General features: G+C 28.5%; 11 protein-coding genes, 1 riboswitch and 1 other annotated feature. Of the genes, 2 read left to right on the top strand and 9 right to left on the bottom strand.

Going from position 1 to position 15,615, the window contains the following annotated elements; genetic code table 11:
• Positions 1–43: 43 nt before the first annotated feature.
• The gene (locus Ccar_RS02250; RefSeq protein ID WP_007061980.1) at positions 44–772 is read right to left on the bottom strand and encodes an HAD-IB family hydrolase; all 729 of its coding nucleotides are present in this window, start codon (positions 770–772) and stop codon (positions 44–46) included.
• 602 nt (positions 773–1,374) lie between these two features.
• Here Ccar_RS02250 and Ccar_RS02245 point away from each other — a divergent pair.
• Positions 1,375–3,042 (top strand): purple acid phosphatase family protein, encoded by a 1,668-nt coding sequence (locus Ccar_RS02245; RefSeq protein ID WP_007061981.1) that lies wholly within the window; start codon positions 1,375–1,377, stop codon positions 3,040–3,042.
• Positions 3,043–3,084: 42 nt separating this feature from the next.
• Here Ccar_RS02245 and Ccar_RS02240 read toward each other — a convergent pair whose 3' ends face one another.
• From Ccar_RS02240 to Ccar_RS02210, 7 genes are all read right to left on the bottom strand, one after another.
• Positions 3,085–3,603, bottom strand: coding sequence for a ferritin-like domain-containing protein (locus Ccar_RS02240; protein WP_007061982.1), 519 nt, complete (start codon positions 3,601–3,603; stop codon positions 3,085–3,087).
• 44 nt (positions 3,604–3,647) lie between these two features.
• Positions 3,648–5,468 carry an ATP-binding protein gene (locus Ccar_RS02235; RefSeq protein ID WP_007061983.1) on the bottom strand — a complete coding sequence of 607 codons (1,821 nt, stop codon included), beginning with the start codon at positions 5,466–5,468 and terminating at the stop codon, positions 3,648–3,650.
• A 120-nt stretch (positions 5,469–5,588) separates the two neighbouring features.
• Complete coding sequence (locus Ccar_RS02230) at positions 5,589–6,935, bottom strand: FIST signal transduction protein (RefSeq protein WP_007061984.1); 1,347 nt, start codon at positions 6,933–6,935, stop codon at positions 5,589–5,591.
• 395 nt (positions 6,936–7,330) lie between these two features.
• Positions 7,331–8,638 (bottom strand): YncE family protein, encoded by a 1,308-nt coding sequence (locus Ccar_RS02225; protein WP_007062724.1) that lies wholly within the window; start codon positions 8,636–8,638, stop codon positions 7,331–7,333.
• Between the two features lie 128 nt (positions 8,639–8,766).
• Positions 8,767–10,230 (bottom strand): sensor histidine kinase, encoded by a 1,464-nt coding sequence (locus Ccar_RS02220; protein ID WP_007062725.1) that lies wholly within the window; start codon positions 10,228–10,230, stop codon positions 8,767–8,769.
• A 4-nt stretch (positions 10,231–10,234) separates the two neighbouring features.
• Entirely contained in the window at positions 10,235–10,921 is a 687-nt protein-coding gene (locus Ccar_RS02215) for a response regulator transcription factor (protein WP_007062726.1), read from the bottom strand.
• A 328-nt stretch (positions 10,922–11,249) separates the two neighbouring features.
• A complete protein-coding gene (locus Ccar_RS02210) occupies positions 11,250–12,425 on the bottom strand; it encodes a cation:proton antiporter (protein WP_007062727.1) in 1,176 nt (391 codons plus the stop codon).
• A 47-nt stretch (positions 12,426–12,472) separates the two neighbouring features.
• Positions 12,473–12,528, bottom strand: a sequence feature (sodium ion sensor (DUF1646 type); this cis-regulatory element may regulate processes involved in with the transportation of sodium ions).
• 184 nt (positions 12,529–12,712) lie between these two features.
• Positions 12,713–12,843, top strand: a riboswitch (cyclic di-AMP (ydaO/yuaA leader).
• A 182-nt stretch (positions 12,844–13,025) separates the two neighbouring features.
• On the opposite strand from Ccar_RS02210, the gene ablB reads away from it, so the two are divergent.
• Positions 13,026–13,904, top strand: a complete 879-nt coding sequence (gene ablB / locus Ccar_RS02205) for a putative beta-lysine N-acetyltransferase (RefSeq protein ID WP_007062728.1) — start codon at positions 13,026–13,028, stop codon at positions 13,902–13,904.
• A 143-nt stretch (positions 13,905–14,047) separates the two neighbouring features.
• On the opposite strand, the gene Ccar_RS02200 is transcribed toward ablB, so the two are convergent.
• The gene (locus tag Ccar_RS02200) at positions 14,048–15,370 is read right to left on the bottom strand and encodes an ATP-binding protein (RefSeq protein ID WP_237737300.1); all 1,323 of its coding nucleotides are present in this window, start codon (positions 15,368–15,370) and stop codon (positions 14,048–14,050) included.
• Positions 15,371–15,615: the final 245 nt, after the last annotated feature.

Below are 15,615 nucleotides of genomic sequence, written 5' to 3'. Positions count from 1 at the left end.
AAACATATTAACATCTTTAACTCGCTATCTTACTTCGCAAGTCCTAATTAAAATTATTAATGTAATCTGGTTTTAGATCATATATTGTATCCTTTCTTTCAACTATTATCTGTATTTTTTTTCTAACTTCCTCATCCTCTACAACCTTTTGAAGAAGTTCTTTAGTTGGATTTACACAGACAGGATGTCTTACTAATTTAAACATTGAAAAATCTCCAGATGTATCTCCATAAGCATAACTGTTACATAAATCTATATTGTACTTTTTTACTAAATCATAAATAGCATTTTCTTTACTTTCACTATCCCACATTGGAATTACTTCTCCAGTATACATTTCATCATCATCTATTACATACCTTGCTCCTTTATAGTCATCAAAACCATATTTTATAGACATTTCTCTTACTAGCTCTATGGGACTTCCTGAAACAGTTATCACCTTATGTCCTTTTTCTTTGTGCCACTTAATTTTATCCCTTGTAAAAGTATAAACCCTATCTCCTTTTTGCGACACCACATTTTTAGCTATGAATTCTATTTGGGATTTATGAAGACCTTTTATAGCCTCAATATATATTCCTGCCATTTTCAAAAGATAGTTATCATAGTTTCCCTGTCTTTTATCCCATTTCTCGTACTCTGGTTTTACTTCCTTATACCATCTATCAGTTGGAATTATTTCATATTTCACAAGTTTTTTAAAAACTTCTGTAATTAATCCTTCTCTATATAAAGTACCATCAATATCAAAAAAAGCTGCTATATTCATACTATCCCTCCTTGTTTAAATTATATGTTCATTGATTAAGTAGATAATATATATAATAAATTACTGTAAATACTTATTAACTTTAACTAATATTTATAGTTTTGCAATTTGAATCAAGTATATTAATGTTAAAATTATATTTTATGTTATTATATTACTTATGCGATTAAAAAGCTACTAAATTTATAATTTAAGCATAATGCGACACAACTTTTTAGAGGATAGAGGACAATTGACAGAGGACAGTGAAGGATGATTTTTCTCCGCTATGCTACGAAAAATCTTTAATTAAGTTTTTCAAAGCTCGTTTCGCTAAAGCGAAACATTGCTGACTAATATAAGTTTAAAGCTCATTTTGCGTTAGCAAAACAAGCTTTAGAAATAAATTAGTTTTCCGACATAAGGAGGAAAACTCACCTTCATTGTCCTCTGTCAAATGTCAAATGTCCTCTAAAAATATTGCTTCGCAATATTTTTATATTGTAAAATTTTAATTTATTCATAAACTTAACACATCCTTAACTCTATATAATATCCTCTTAACTTAATAAATATATAATTACGTTATGCCATGGAAAATTAAGTTAAGAGGTGAAAGATTTATGAAAAATAAACATTTATCAATGTTAATAGCTTCACTTATCATTACTGCAGCAACAACAGCATCTCCAATATATTCAGTACAAGCAGCCTATGATGGTACAACTATTAATACCAGCCTGAATTCTACTGTAAAGCCTGATCATGTTACTTTAACATGGACAAAAGATCCAAAAACTACACAAACCATTACTTGGAGAACTAGTACAAATGTAACTAAAGGATTAGTTCAATACAAAAATTTAACTACTGGTGAGACAAAAACTTTTGATGCTGCTAAGGAAGATTTTTCAACATCAAACACTGATATAAACACTGGATATATGAATCTATTTTCAGCTACTCTAACTAATCTTACTCCAAATACTAAATATAGTTACAAAGTAGGGGATGGACAAAATTGGAGTGAAGAAAACACCTTTAAAACAGAAACTGCCAAAGAAGATGATGTGAAATTTATTGTTTTTGGAGATTCTCAAAGCGGAAATGCAGATGTCCCAAATTATGCTCCATGGAATAAAACTGTTCAAAATGCCTATTCTAAAAATAAAGATGCCGATTTTATAATAAATATGGGGGACTTAGTTGAAAAAGGACAAGACTATAGACACTGGAATAACTGGTTTGACGCTGCTAAAGGTGTTATTGATACTGTACCGGAAATGCCCACTCAAGGTAACCATGAAACCTACAATGCTGTTGGCTGGGATTCAACTAAGCCTAAATATTTTGTAAATCAATTCAAGGTTCCTATGAATGGACCAGAAGGTTTTAAGGGTCAAGTGTATTCCTATGATTATGGAAATGTTCATTTCGTAATGTTAGACAGCCAGGAAGAAGAAGAAGCTCCAAATAACGACGAATTTTTCAAACAGCAGGCAGCTTGGCTTGATTCAGATTTATCTGCAAATAAACAACCTTGGACAATAGTTTCCTTCCACAAAACTCCGTACTACAATAAAGCTTCAAGAGCTAATGTAAGCTTAAAAAATATAATATCACCTATAATAGAAAAGCATCATGTAGATGTAGTTCTTAACGGGCATGATCATGGTGTGTCTAGAACCTTCCCTATAAATAATGGTAAATACTATACAGATTACTCTAAGGGAACAGTATACTATGTAACTGGCAGAAGTGGTGCTAAATATTATGGAGACTTATCTTCTAAAGTTTGGGATGCATTTTTCTTTGATCCTCAAGATATGCCTTCTTACGAAGTAGCAGATGTTAAAGGAAATGTACTTACAATAAACGCATATAAGCAGGATGGAACTTTAGTAGACTCCTTCACAATAGATAAAGATCATCCACAAAACAGTACAAAGGTAGTTCTTCCAGCTGCATATAATGTCGATATGAATAACAAAGAATTAGCAGCTATAGGCGCTGATCCAAGATTAGTGATATATGGAACACCAATTGCCTTTGGAAGCAATCAAACTGAAATAGCAAATGGTAAAGCTTATGTTAATCCACTCTATATAGCTATGTATTTAGGTGGAACTTATGATTCTTCATCATTGAAATTAACTATAGATAAACAAACCTATAGCTTTAATTCAAAAGATCTTTCTTCTAAGAAAAATGTTAGCCTAGATGCTTTAACTAAAGCAGGTTTCAACTGTAGTTACAATACTCAATTCAATATGGTTATGATAGACAAGTAAATAAGAGGACAATTGTCCTCTGTCCTCTCAAAAAATATTATCTTAATATTTCTCATACATTTCTTCTAAAAGCTTTAAATGAAGCTCCTCATCTATTATAATTCTGTTAATCAATTTCTTTATAAATTCATCCTTAATCAAAATAATATGACGCTTATATTGATTAATGGCCTTTTTTTCTGATCTAATGGCTTCTGCAAGCATAGCTTTTATAACAGTAGTAAAATTGACATATTTAGCAGTCCAAAGCTTACTAAATGGACAGGTAGAATTAGCATACACTGGTTTCACACCTAATAACTTAATTGTATCTCCTAAAAGCTCTAGATGCTTCATCTCTGCCATAGCTATTCCACCTATAAGTTCTGCAAAGTCATCATACTTTCCTTCGCTAGCTATATGTTGGAAGATATAAAGATTTATAGCTGTAAGTTCACTAACCATACCTGCATAATCTTCAAGCAGTAGGTTAGCATAAAAAATATTTTTACCTTCCACCTTTGGTTCTGGATAAGGTCCATCAGCAATATACTTAGTGTGTTTTGATATATCTCCTGGCATACATTCTCCTATAATAATGATCTACTATATTTATATGAATGCTTTTAGTTATATATATCAGAAAATTCTAAGTTCACTTTTTCAATATAACTTTTCTTCATTGTATCTTCATAAGAACTGTAATTAAATTCACCACCATCTACTAATTTACATGGAATATGTATGATAAATTCACTTCCATAACCTTCCTTACTATTTACTGATATAGTTCCTTCATGCAGTTCTACTAAAGCCTTTACTAGCGAAAGTCCTATTCCACTTCCTTCATTTTCCCTTGTAAGAGATTTATCAACTTGTACAAAACGTTCAAATATTGAATCTAGCTTTTCTTTAGGAATACCTTTTCCTGTATCCTTTACCCTTATACAAATACTTTCAGTACCATTTTCTATATTAACAAAAATACTGCCTCCTCGAAGCGTAAATTTTACTGCATTAGACAATAAATTTAATATAATTCTTTCCATTTTTTCTGGATCACAAGCAATAATTTTTTCTTCTATATCTGTATCAAATACCACGGATAGACCTTTATTCTCTATATAATCCGCTACCGAAAGGGTTATATCTTCTATAAGACTTACTATATCGCAATTAATTTCATTTATTACAAGATATCCTGAGTCTATTTTTGTAATATCAATTAAATTATTAACCAACCTTAATAGACGGTAACAATTTTGTTCCATGATATTTATATACTTATATTTATCTGGAAAATTATCATTAAAATTGCAATCTTTTAGTTTAAGCTTATGCACTTGTATGGCAGAAAATATAACATTAATTGGTGTCCTTAATTCATGAGAAATGTTGGCAAAAAAATCTGTTTTAATTCTATCATATTCCTTAATCTCAAGTAATCTCATTCTTTCTTTTTCAATACTTTTTTGTAATTCTTCCATATGCTTTTTTTCAGTTATATCCATAGCTACTCTAATTATTATATTACGTCCATCACTTAATCTACCAATATAACCTGAATAAAAGTTCCAAATTCGTACATACCCACTTTTTGTTTTTACAGAATACTCTCCATCATTTCGTCCTTCTTCAAAACTATATAGTATATTTGCACTGCACTGTGAGTCTTCTTTAAATATATCCGATACTTTTCCCCATTCAGAAGCTATTGGAATATCCTTAATTGTATAACCTGTGATAATTTCCCAGGTTTTATTGATATTCATTATCTCACCATCTTCAGCATATATCATTACAGGTACTGGAGCTTCTTCTATAGAATAACGAAATTGCCTTTCACTTTCCCTTAAAGCTTCTTCAGTTTTAGTACGTTCAGTAATCTCTTCCTCAAGCATAACATTAAATTCTTTTAATTCATCAGTTATCTCTTCTAATTGCTGATTATTTTTCCTAACTTGTTCTTTTAAATCATTATTATCTTTCATCAACTTTTCATTAAGCTTATTAATTTGATTATAGCTCTTTTCACTATATTTCCACGCTTGCTTATTCATAAAATATAGCTTTAATTGAGTTTTTACTCTAACTATAACTTCATTATAATTAATGGGCATATTTATATAATCATCAGCTCCAGCATTAAACAAATCATCTATATCAACTTTTTCATTTTTATTATTAATAAAAATAATGGGAATATTCTTAAGTTTATCATGTTCTTTCAAAGTTTCACAAACTTTGCATCCATCTGCACTGCTCTTAAGTAAAATTATATCTGGAGGATTTTCCATAACAGATTTCATACCTAATTCATAACTTAAAGCATTTCTTACATTATGCCATTTTTGCCTAAGTATCATAGATAACATTTTAATGTTATAATAAGAATCATCAACAATAAGCAAACTAGCATTATTTAAAAAATCTTCTACATCATCCATGACTTATTTCCCCATTTCAAAAATATTTTAGTCAAAATTTCATGAATACTCTAACTTAATATAGTAAAATCAATCTCTTAAATTATACAAACTCTTTTATTTATATGCAACTTTTAAAATTTATGCATTTGTCTTTAGTCTAAAAGCCAGCATAGTAGATGTTTGATTTATATGTCCTATAAATTCTTCACCATAACAGGAAAATCCAACAGTAGGAATATCTCTAAATAATTCTCCATATTGTCCTTCAAGATTTTTTCTTTCTAGTTCAAGTGTACGTTCTATACAATTAAAATTTATAATTCCATCAATTTTTCCAAATTCCTGAATCTTATTTTCAATAGCCCTTTTGGTATCTTCTATGATATTAGTAGCTTGAAGTAATTTAACTTCCATTCCCTTCAATATGCTACAATAAAACAACATGCTTGTACCTCTTACTTGTTGTGGACTTCTTACAAATATATCATTTTTTCCTATTAATAGACCTACAGGATTAGTCATAAAATATTTTTCTGCATCCTCAATTGAACTGACTCCCAGAGCATCTGCATATGCTAAAATTGCAGGTTTATCATTAAATTCTATAACTTCTCTATTTTCTTCATTTACTTTACTAGCAACTAATTTAGTATCTAAACATTTAAAACTTTGTGTTTTAATAATACTAAACTCTGCATCATCATTTACTTTCAGCATTACAAGTACTGCTGAATCATTATATGCTTTTCCATTTGCACAAACATGAGTTTTTACAAATCTACAGTCATCTCCTGCAGATCCTCCTATAAAAAAGACGTTAGTCCTATTGCCAATCAAATCCATAATTTTTTCTTCTTTTTTGCTTACACCATCTATTAAGATTATTCCTACATATTTTTTCGAATTCATTGTATATAAACTTTCATTAAAATATCTTTCAAAAGAAGTAAATGCTCTTTCTACATTTAAACCTTCTTTCATTTTTTCAATTACTTCAACCTTTGCATCAGAGATAATATTTGAATTAAAAGCCATTGCTACAACTGAATCTTTTAATAACTTTCCACTAACTATTTCTCCCGAAGTTGAACATCCAACTACTATGCAATCTTTAAAAGTTTCTTGCATTAAACTACTTAAAAGCTTTTGATCAAAGTTGGAAGCAGCAAAATATATTATAAGTTTAATGCCAGATAAATCTAATTGATTTTTGATATCATCTACAACTTCATTCTCCAGACACTTCCTTGAAAAAGCAGATTTTATATTTACACCATCGTATGTTGATTTTTTTATATTTAATTGTTCTGCAATTTTAAAAAGCTTTTCCATTATAACTGGATCATCTTCAGAGTCAACATGAAATTTATCAGGATTAATACCTTTTAATATAAATTTTGCTTTAGTCATTTCAATAATAGCTGGATTTCCTTTGGACCTTTGTTTAATAATATCATTAATAATTTCTCTTATCTTCCCAGCCAAGAATTTCTCACTCCTTCATATTTTACATTAAATTTAGAAGACAATTTGTTCTATATATATATCTTTTCTTAAACTAATAAATCTTTCTATAAATTACATGGAATTTTTAATATTTAGTTATACTTATTTACAAAAGTCGTTTACAAATCCAATTTTATACTAAAATATAAAATTATTATAGCATATATTTTTTATTATTTATTTAATTTTCGTTATATTTCTTTATTTATTTTATAATTTTTAATACAAAATAAGTTTTAAATGTAACTTAATGTTAATAAATAACAAAATTTATTATTTAAAAAGGTCCTTTTATAAAAAATAGTTCTTAACCTAAAAATACAGCTATATTTGAATATTCTCTATTCAAATATAGCTGTACCTTTTCCCTAATCCTACTTTTTAACTTGATATACATAACTTTTCATTTTATACATTTTAATAATGTTATCCTTATAATCAGAATATAAAACTGTATAAATAAAACTATCTCCCTTTTTATTAATCATAATTCTGTTGTTGTTATTTTTATCTTCCATCTGTTCTACTGGAAGCATCACATTATTTTTTATTTCTTTACCATCAAAATCTCCTATAAAAGAAGTAGCTTGAATTTTAGATACAGTTTTATTATCTTTTTCATATACAGTATTATTTATGCTATACCCTATGATATTGTTATTATAATTAGCAGCAACATCTACAAAGAGACTAATTTGGCTTTTTCCATTTTTGTCCATATAATCACTTGTTATTTCTGTAACCTTATCCTTTTCCATATCATATTTTATAATGCCCATTTTTCCCTTTTTATAGTATAAACTATTCAAGTAAAGATCATTTCCATCCTCTGATATATCAAATATTTGTCCTGCAGCATTAGTGCGTTTTCTAATAATGCTTTTTTCTCCTTTTAGCTTACATTCATATATAAAATTATAATAAATTGAAGTTACATAAAATATATCCTTATTTTTGTTATATGCCAATGAATATAAGCTTTGTACATTACCTAAATTAGGAAAGTATCCTACAGGAAAAGACCCTTCAGTTACTTTTCCTGTTTTCGTATTAATTACCCTTATACTACAGTTAATATCACTTGTTTGTGCCATCACATATATACATTTATCACTCCCAAGTACAAATCCACAGTATATTCTTTTTAATAGTTCTTTTTCATCTTTAATTTTCAAGTTTTCTTTTTGCTCTTTTATTATTGATGATAAGTCATATATTGATTTTTCAGTATTTTCTATTGCGTTATACATACAAACTTTGTTATCCTTCATATAAAGAAAATTACCATACATATCTTTACTTCCTACTTCTCCACATACAGCATCTTTTATAGTGTTAACCTTAGAGTCCTTGGAAGTTTTTATATTGACATTATAAACATTGATATCTCCCATATTAATATTTTCTACATCTATTTCATTGTTATTTTTAGAACCTCCATCCGTAACTACAATATTTTCATCATCTTTCCAGCATATTGGTGTGTATATCATGTTACCTAAATCTAAATCTTTTATCTTCACTATCTTAGAAGCATTTTTCTCCTCATTTTTCATCTCTTGTTTAACATCACTAGAAATCTTAATTTCTTTTTGTTTTTGTTCACAAGCACTAAAGGTTAATGGTATTGAAAGTACTAAAGCTAAAAATAATGATATTTGTTTCATACTTTTTCTTATCATATTTGCTTCCCCCTTTAAAATTGGACATTTGTTCTATAGCTATACTAAAGCAAGCATAAAGAACAACTTCCTTTCTTGTATTTATTTTATTTATATACATGATATCACTTAGTGTTTTCTAAATTTGTTTAAGTTGTTTCCAAATTGTTTCCACCAGATGAAAAAGAGGGAATTTTTATTATTACCTTTATTATATTGCCATTTTCTATATGTATTTCTCCATTATGTTCTTTAACTATTTCACTGCATATATATAAACCAAGACCACTACTCCCACCTTCAATGGAATTAATACCCTTTACAAAAGGTTCAAAAATAGAACTATAAGTTCTCTCAGGTATTGGATTGCCTTTATTTAAAATTTCTATTTTATAATGATCATTACCTTTAAAAGCATTAACATTGATGTTTTCTCCTGAAAAAGAATATTTAATTGCATTATCTAATAAATTTATTATAAGCTGTCTTATTTTATTTTCCTGACCAAATATAAAACCTTGTTCTAAATTGGTTAATATATGAATTGAATACTTCTCAGCTTTACTTGCCATATCAATACACACATCATTTAAGAGAGTTTTCATTTCAATACTTTCCTTATGTTCTTCTTGAAAATCTATTTCTTTTGAAGCATTTATCAAATTAATTACAAGCTTATGAAGCCTTTCACTTTCCAAATAAATCCTCTGTATTGCCCTAGTTTTAAATTCTTCATCCTTCACATTTTTATCAGAAAGTATTTGAGCATAACCAGAAATAGCTGTTAGTGGAGTCTTTAATTCATGAGTTACATTGTTAAAAAACTCTCTTCTCCCCTTTTCCAGATTTAAAACCTTGTCTTTTTCCATACTTATAGTCTCTATTTGATTTCTTATTTTTTCTTTCATGTTAATAAATTCTTTTAGTAAAATTCCTATCTCATCATTATTTCTAATATTTAAGTTTATTTCATAATCTCCTTCTTCAATTTTCTTTATTTGTTTTGTTAATGTTATAATAGGTTGTACTATTCTTGATGTAAATAAATAGGATGCTGTAAAAACAAATATAAAGACAAATAACTCTATCAAAGTAATAATATTTATTATTCTTTTGTTTTCAATATAAGAATCACTAAAGCTTTTACTTATATTCAATATTCCTAAGCATCTATTTCCATCATATAATGGATAAGATAATACTGCTTGAACATTATCTTTGCTATATTGTAGATTTATCACAGCTTTTCCTTTAAGAGCTTCCTTTGTTCCTCTATCTGTTAATCCAGTAAAATCTGAACTTATAGTATTTGCTTTAATCTTTCCTGAAGGTGTCCTTATTTCCATCTCATAATTACGTGTAAATATATAACCATTAAGTATACTCCACAATTTTTCACAAAGAGCTTCTTCCTCCATATACAAATCTTTCGGAAGCATATTATATTTAATGTATTCTCTCGAACTCTTCATTGTATCCTTCATGGAGCTCTTTATAGAATTTTCTAAATTATTTTCAAATACTTGTCTGATTAAAAGATTTAAAACAACTGCTGCAACTATAAATATAATTGATAAGCCTAACATAAATTTAAATCTTACACTATTTTTCACATCACTACCTCATCACATATCCTACACCAAAAACTGTTTCAATGAAGGATTGTCCACTATCCAGATTTAATTTTGCTCTTAACCTTCTAACATGAATATCTACAGTTCTAATTTCACCACAATAATCTATACCCCAAACCTTATCTAAAATTTCTTCTCTTGTAAAAACTCTATTTTTATTTTTAATAAAAAATACTAACAAATCATATTCTTTAGGTTTTAATTTAATTTCTTTTCCATCCTTAATTACCATCCTATTTTCTAATTTAATTTTTATACTATCATTTAGATTTATGAAATCATTATAATTATCCAAGTTTCTATATTTGTCAACTCTTCTTAAAGCTATCTTTACTCTTACTAACACTTCTTTTATATGAAATGGTTTTGTTATATAATCATCTGCACCTAGTTCTAAACCAAGTACTTTATCAGTAATATCATTTCTAGCAGTAAGCATGATAATTGGTATTTTATAATTAGCATTAATAAACTTGCACAATTCAAAACCACTTTCATCTGGTAAATTTATATCAAGTAATACTAAATTAGGTTTAAAATCCTGAAGAAACTCTCTGGCTTCCTTTGATGAAGAAGCACTTTTAACTTTATATCCCTCTCCCTTTAATGCAAAGGTTAGTATATCATTTATTGAAAATTCATCTTCAATTACAATTATTTTAAAATCCACTAATATCCCCCCATAAAAATATCCTTTATATTTTATCCTATGGCTGTCTACCGTAATATTTACCCTAAGTAAGATTTATTGATGTCATATACATAATTGTATCACTTTTATTTTTACTTTATTGTCACATTATACCTAATTTCAAATTGCTTAATGAATATTATTTTATAATACTTTACATAAAAACTTTTTTATTCATTAACTTCACCTGAATTACTGCAAAAAAGACTGCCGCACTAAGGAATTTACATACAATGCATTGTAGTATTTATCCCTAATACGACAGACCCTCTTTGTAATTATATTTTTGTTCTATATTTACTATTGATTATCTAATTTTCTTTTCTACCCTATGAGAAAATGCTAATTTAAGCAAAATAGGAGTTATAATGGTCGTCAATATTACAACAATTAAAGTCGGAAGAAATATTTCTTCTGAAATTATTCCCTTTTGAAGACCTATATTAGCAGTAATTATAGCTACTTCTCCCCTTGAGATCATACCAACTCCAATTTGGACTGCTTCACTTCTGCTCATCTTCATAAGTCTTGCAGCACTACTGCATCCTAATATTTTTCCAATTACCGCTACAATAAACATCACTAAGGTTATAAAAAGCACTTCCATATTTAGTCCCTTTAAATTTGCTTCTATTCCAACGCTTGCAAAGAATATTAGAGACAAAAATCCAGATGAAATTGCTTTAACATTTCTCTCTAGATATTCCTTGTAAGAAAGTGATGAAAGCATAAGTCCACATATATACGCACCAGTAATAGCTGCTATACCTAAGCTTTCAGCAATATATGCTATTAATATTGCAAGAGCTATAGAAAATGTAAGAAACTCTTTGCTTGGTTTCAAATAATCTTTAAATTTATTTATATATTTAGGTATATATAATATTCCTATTATAGAAAATAAACAAAATAAAGTTATCTTTATAAAAACATATACAATTGATAATGACCCTGAATTTCCAGAACCAGAAGTTTGAGCCACTGCAAGAACTACAGATATAAGTATAAGTCCTAAAATATCATCTATTACAGCTGCTCCAAGAATATTTATACCTGCTCTTGTATTAAGCTTTCCAAGTTCTTTAAGAGTTTCTACTGTAATACTTACACTAGTAGCTGTTAAAATAACTCCTACAAATACATTTTCCCAAAAATTATTAAAAAACATATATGCACTTAAAGTTCCAAATACAAGTGGAAGTACTATACCTGCCACTGCTATTATAAATGAAGACAATCCTGCTTTTTTAAATTCTTCTACATTAGTTTCAAGGCCTGCAAGAAACATAAGCATAATCACTCCAAGATTTGAGAGCAGCTTAATATTATCATCATACTGAACAATATTTAATACTACTGGTCCAAGTATTACACCAGCAATCAATGCTCCTAAAACCTCAGGCATTTTTAATTTTCTGCTTATTATACCTCCTATTTTTGTAAATATAAGAATTAATACTATATTCAATAATGTTTTTTCCATGTTTACCTCCTTTAAATGGCAAAAAAAGTGGAAAGTCCCCCATAAAGGACTTCCCACCCCAAAAGTCAAATTCTCTTGAAATCAAATAAAAATTTGTTCAACCGAAAATAAACAGCTAACACTTAGCTATAAATATGCAATTTTAATATTAATCATTGTATCATATTTAAAAATGTTTTGCAATTTTTTATTAGAATGTGGGCAGGGGGAACGCATTAGTAATATATACATATTGACATAAATATGTTATAATGATATGGTTATATACACAGGGTCATGAAAATAGAATATTTATACCGCTGAATCAATTTGAACGGGAGAACCAATTTTTGGGGTGAATCTTGCCAATAAGAGCAAGTAGGGTTATTCTTCAACCCGAATCCGTCAGCTAATCTCGTAAGCGTTGGAGAGAAGTTTTGGTATACAGAATAGTGTATTTTGTGTGCCAATAAATAGCAATGCTTTATAAGCTGCAGATACTTCTCTGCAGCTTTGTTATTTTTTTGAATAATTCAGATGGAGGTTTTATGACAAATGTTTTTTATTCATATTGTCTAATGCCAAAAAAGCAATGTTATATTAAAAGGGGGATCATTAATAATGAATACAAGCAGCTATAAATTAGATGATAATTATTGCATAAAAATTTATCAATATAAAGTATATGTTGACTATTCTAATAGCTGTGCAAAAATAGTTAACTTTCACCATATATCAGTTCAAAATATAAATAGAATTGTACACTTTGCTGCTAAAGAAAACTTAGGAAAAGTTGTTTGCAACTGTGATGCTAATTCTTTTGAAAACTTTGTTAACGCTAAGTTTCACTTGGAAGGCAAAATAGATGGATATTTTCAAGGTGAAGATGCCTTTTGTATGTCTTATTTTATAAGAAGCAGCAGAAAACTTCATAAGGGTTTAAATAAGGAAAATCTATTCCTAGTAGAAAGTTTAAATGCTGGAAATAGTTTTGTATATAACAATAATTTCAAATATCAAATAAGAGATGCAAAGGAAAGTGATGCAAAAGAAATAGCTGAATTATTTTCCAATACATTTTTCACATCTCCTTCTCTTGTTTATGATGAAGATTATTTAAAGAAAACTATGAATAAAAAAACTTTATACAAGGTTGCTGTTGACAATGGAAAAATAATTGCTGCAGCTTCAGCAGATTTGGACAACGTAAATTTGAATGCTGAAATAACCAACTGTGCAACCTATCCAAAATATAGATGCAAAGGTATATTATCAAATATTATATATTCTTTAGAATCAGACCTTAAAAATATGGGATTTATTTGTTTGTATAGTTTAGCTAGAGCAATAAGTCCTGGTATTAATCTAGTTCTAAGTAAACATGGTTATAAATTTAGAGGCAGATTGATAAATAATTGTAATATATGTGGCAGCTTTGAAGATGTGAATATTTGGGTAAAAAATATCAACAACGACTCAATTAATACACTTTCATTATAACCAATATTATTTACTTTTTAATAAACCTTCAATATGCTCACAATACAAAATAACCTTATCCTATAAATCTAAAAATCTACTAAAAACTCACAGTTAGTTTTTAGTAGATTTTTTACTTTTCTCATAAAGATTTTACTGTAACACTATTTAGTCATCAAAACCATGGAAACCTTGAAAAAGTTTCCGTCTATTATCTCAAAGCTGGGGACTCCGCCATATTTTTTTGCTACTGCAAGAATAGATGTAATGCCAATCCCCCTACGTCCGTTACGTTTAATTGAACGAAATTCTCCATTATTGAACATTGTTCGTCCATCAAAGCTGTTACCAATTACAATAATAAGATCTCCCATTTTCATGCCTGCTCGAATGCGAATAACTGCATCCTCAGATTTCATTCTCTCACAAGCTTCTAGTGAATTTTCAAGACAGTTACCAAAAATAATGGAAAGATCTGAATCTAAAATACCTATATCTCTAGCAATACTGATTTTAAAGTCAGTACGAATATGTCTTTCTTTGGCAAGCCCAATATAGTAGCATGCTAAAACATTTACTGCAATATTTTCACAAATAGTTTCCTCCACATCTACTGGAAGAGTTTGGCGCTGTTCCTCCATATATCCAATAAGTTCTGCCCTTTTATCTTCCTCAAGGTAACTTCTCACTAGTAAAAAATGGTGTCGCAAATCGTGACGTGCTTTTCTAGTTTCCTCAATATTCTCAGTAAGTGCCCTATACTGTTTTCTCTGAGTTGTAAGCTGCTGGTCAATAAAATCAAGCTGCTCCTGCAAATAGGCATTATCACCTAGCTGTTTCAATGATCTCAGCAAGATATAACAAACAGTAAATGCCCCTATACATGCCATATATCGTGCAGCAATATACTTCCAATTGCTTGCAGTGCTTAAATCTACAGTAAAAATAACACCAATACCATAAAACATAAATGGAATAAGCCAAATAACCTTCCAAATATCCGTTTCCACTGAATCTGCAAACTTTTTAAAGTACCGTAATATTAAATGAAAAACTATAGGAAATGTGAATATAATCTGTATAATTATAGCCGCATTATTAACTGTGTATGGATGTTTTAGAGTAAAGTCTAGAAAAAAATTTGCTTCAATAAAATTTGCTGTCCCACAAACCATACTTGCATAAATTTTGGTTATCAAATAAAAGAAAAACTGTTTAAAAAACCTCTCCTTTATTACACTAAAGGAATACACTGCGAAAATAACAACCCAACTTATACGATAAATCTGAAGTTCTATACTATTTATACTTACCTTTCCTATTATGTAAACAAACAAACCTGCCTCCAAAGTAAGAAATGATGCATATATAGTAATAACATTCTTTATTGGAAGCCTCAGTTTATCCAAAAATGGGTAATATCGAATCACACTAAATGGTGCAATATATAATATGATGTAAAGTACTGCCATTACTTTATTAAACATAATCATTCACACATACTTTCTATATTATATTTATTAATTTTCTTAATAAAACTTGCCTAATTTCTTTTGAACAAATATGATGTTTGTCTATTTTTTATTATCCCAAATATAATTTTGAAAAACAACACAAAAGTGATAGAACGGATTTGTAAAGGGTAGAACGGATTTGAAAATACTTATGCCATGAAAAAATCAAAGGTATTTCTAAAACTAAAAGCTTGAACAAGGTTATATCTTGCTCAAGC

Origin of the sequence: Clostridium carboxidivorans P7 (genome assembly GCF_001038625.1) — a bacterium.
Taxonomy (GTDB): Bacteria; Bacillota; Clostridia; order Clostridiales; family Clostridiaceae; genus Clostridium_AM; species Clostridium_AM carboxidivorans.
The sequence above is the reverse complement of the archived record's forward strand: the minus strand, read 5'-3'. Positions and strand labels throughout refer to the sequence as shown.

What these genes read in the sequence shown, in the direction of transcription:
- Ccar_RS02250 (WP_007061980.1), bottom strand. Translation starts at nt 772, where the DNA reads ATGAATATAGCAGCTTTTTTTGATATTGATGGTACTTTATATAGAGAA.
- Ccar_RS02245 (WP_007061981.1), top strand. Translation starts at nt 1,375, where the DNA reads ATGAAAAATAAACATTTATCAATGTTAATAGCTTCACTTATCATTACT.
- Ccar_RS02240 (WP_007061982.1), bottom strand. Translation starts at nt 3,603, where the DNA reads ATGCCAGGAGATATATCAAAACACACTAAGTATATTGCTGATGGACCT.
- Ccar_RS02235 (WP_007061983.1), bottom strand. Translation starts at nt 5,468, where the DNA reads ATGGATGATGTAGAAGATTTTTTAAATAATGCTAGTTTGCTTATTGTT.
- Ccar_RS02225 (WP_007062724.1), bottom strand. Translation starts at nt 8,638, where the DNA reads ATGATAAGAAAAAGTATGAAACAAATATCATTATTTTTAGCTTTAGTA.
- Ccar_RS02210 (WP_007062727.1), bottom strand. Translation starts at nt 12,425, where the DNA reads ATGGAAAAAACATTATTGAATATAGTATTAATTCTTATATTTACAAAA.
- ablB (WP_007062728.1), top strand. Translation starts at nt 13,026, where the DNA reads ATGAATACAAGCAGCTATAAATTAGATGATAATTATTGCATAAAAATT.
- Ccar_RS02200 (WP_237737300.1), bottom strand. Translation starts at nt 15,370, where the DNA reads ATGTTTAATAAAGTAATGGCAGTACTTTACATCATATTATATATTGCA.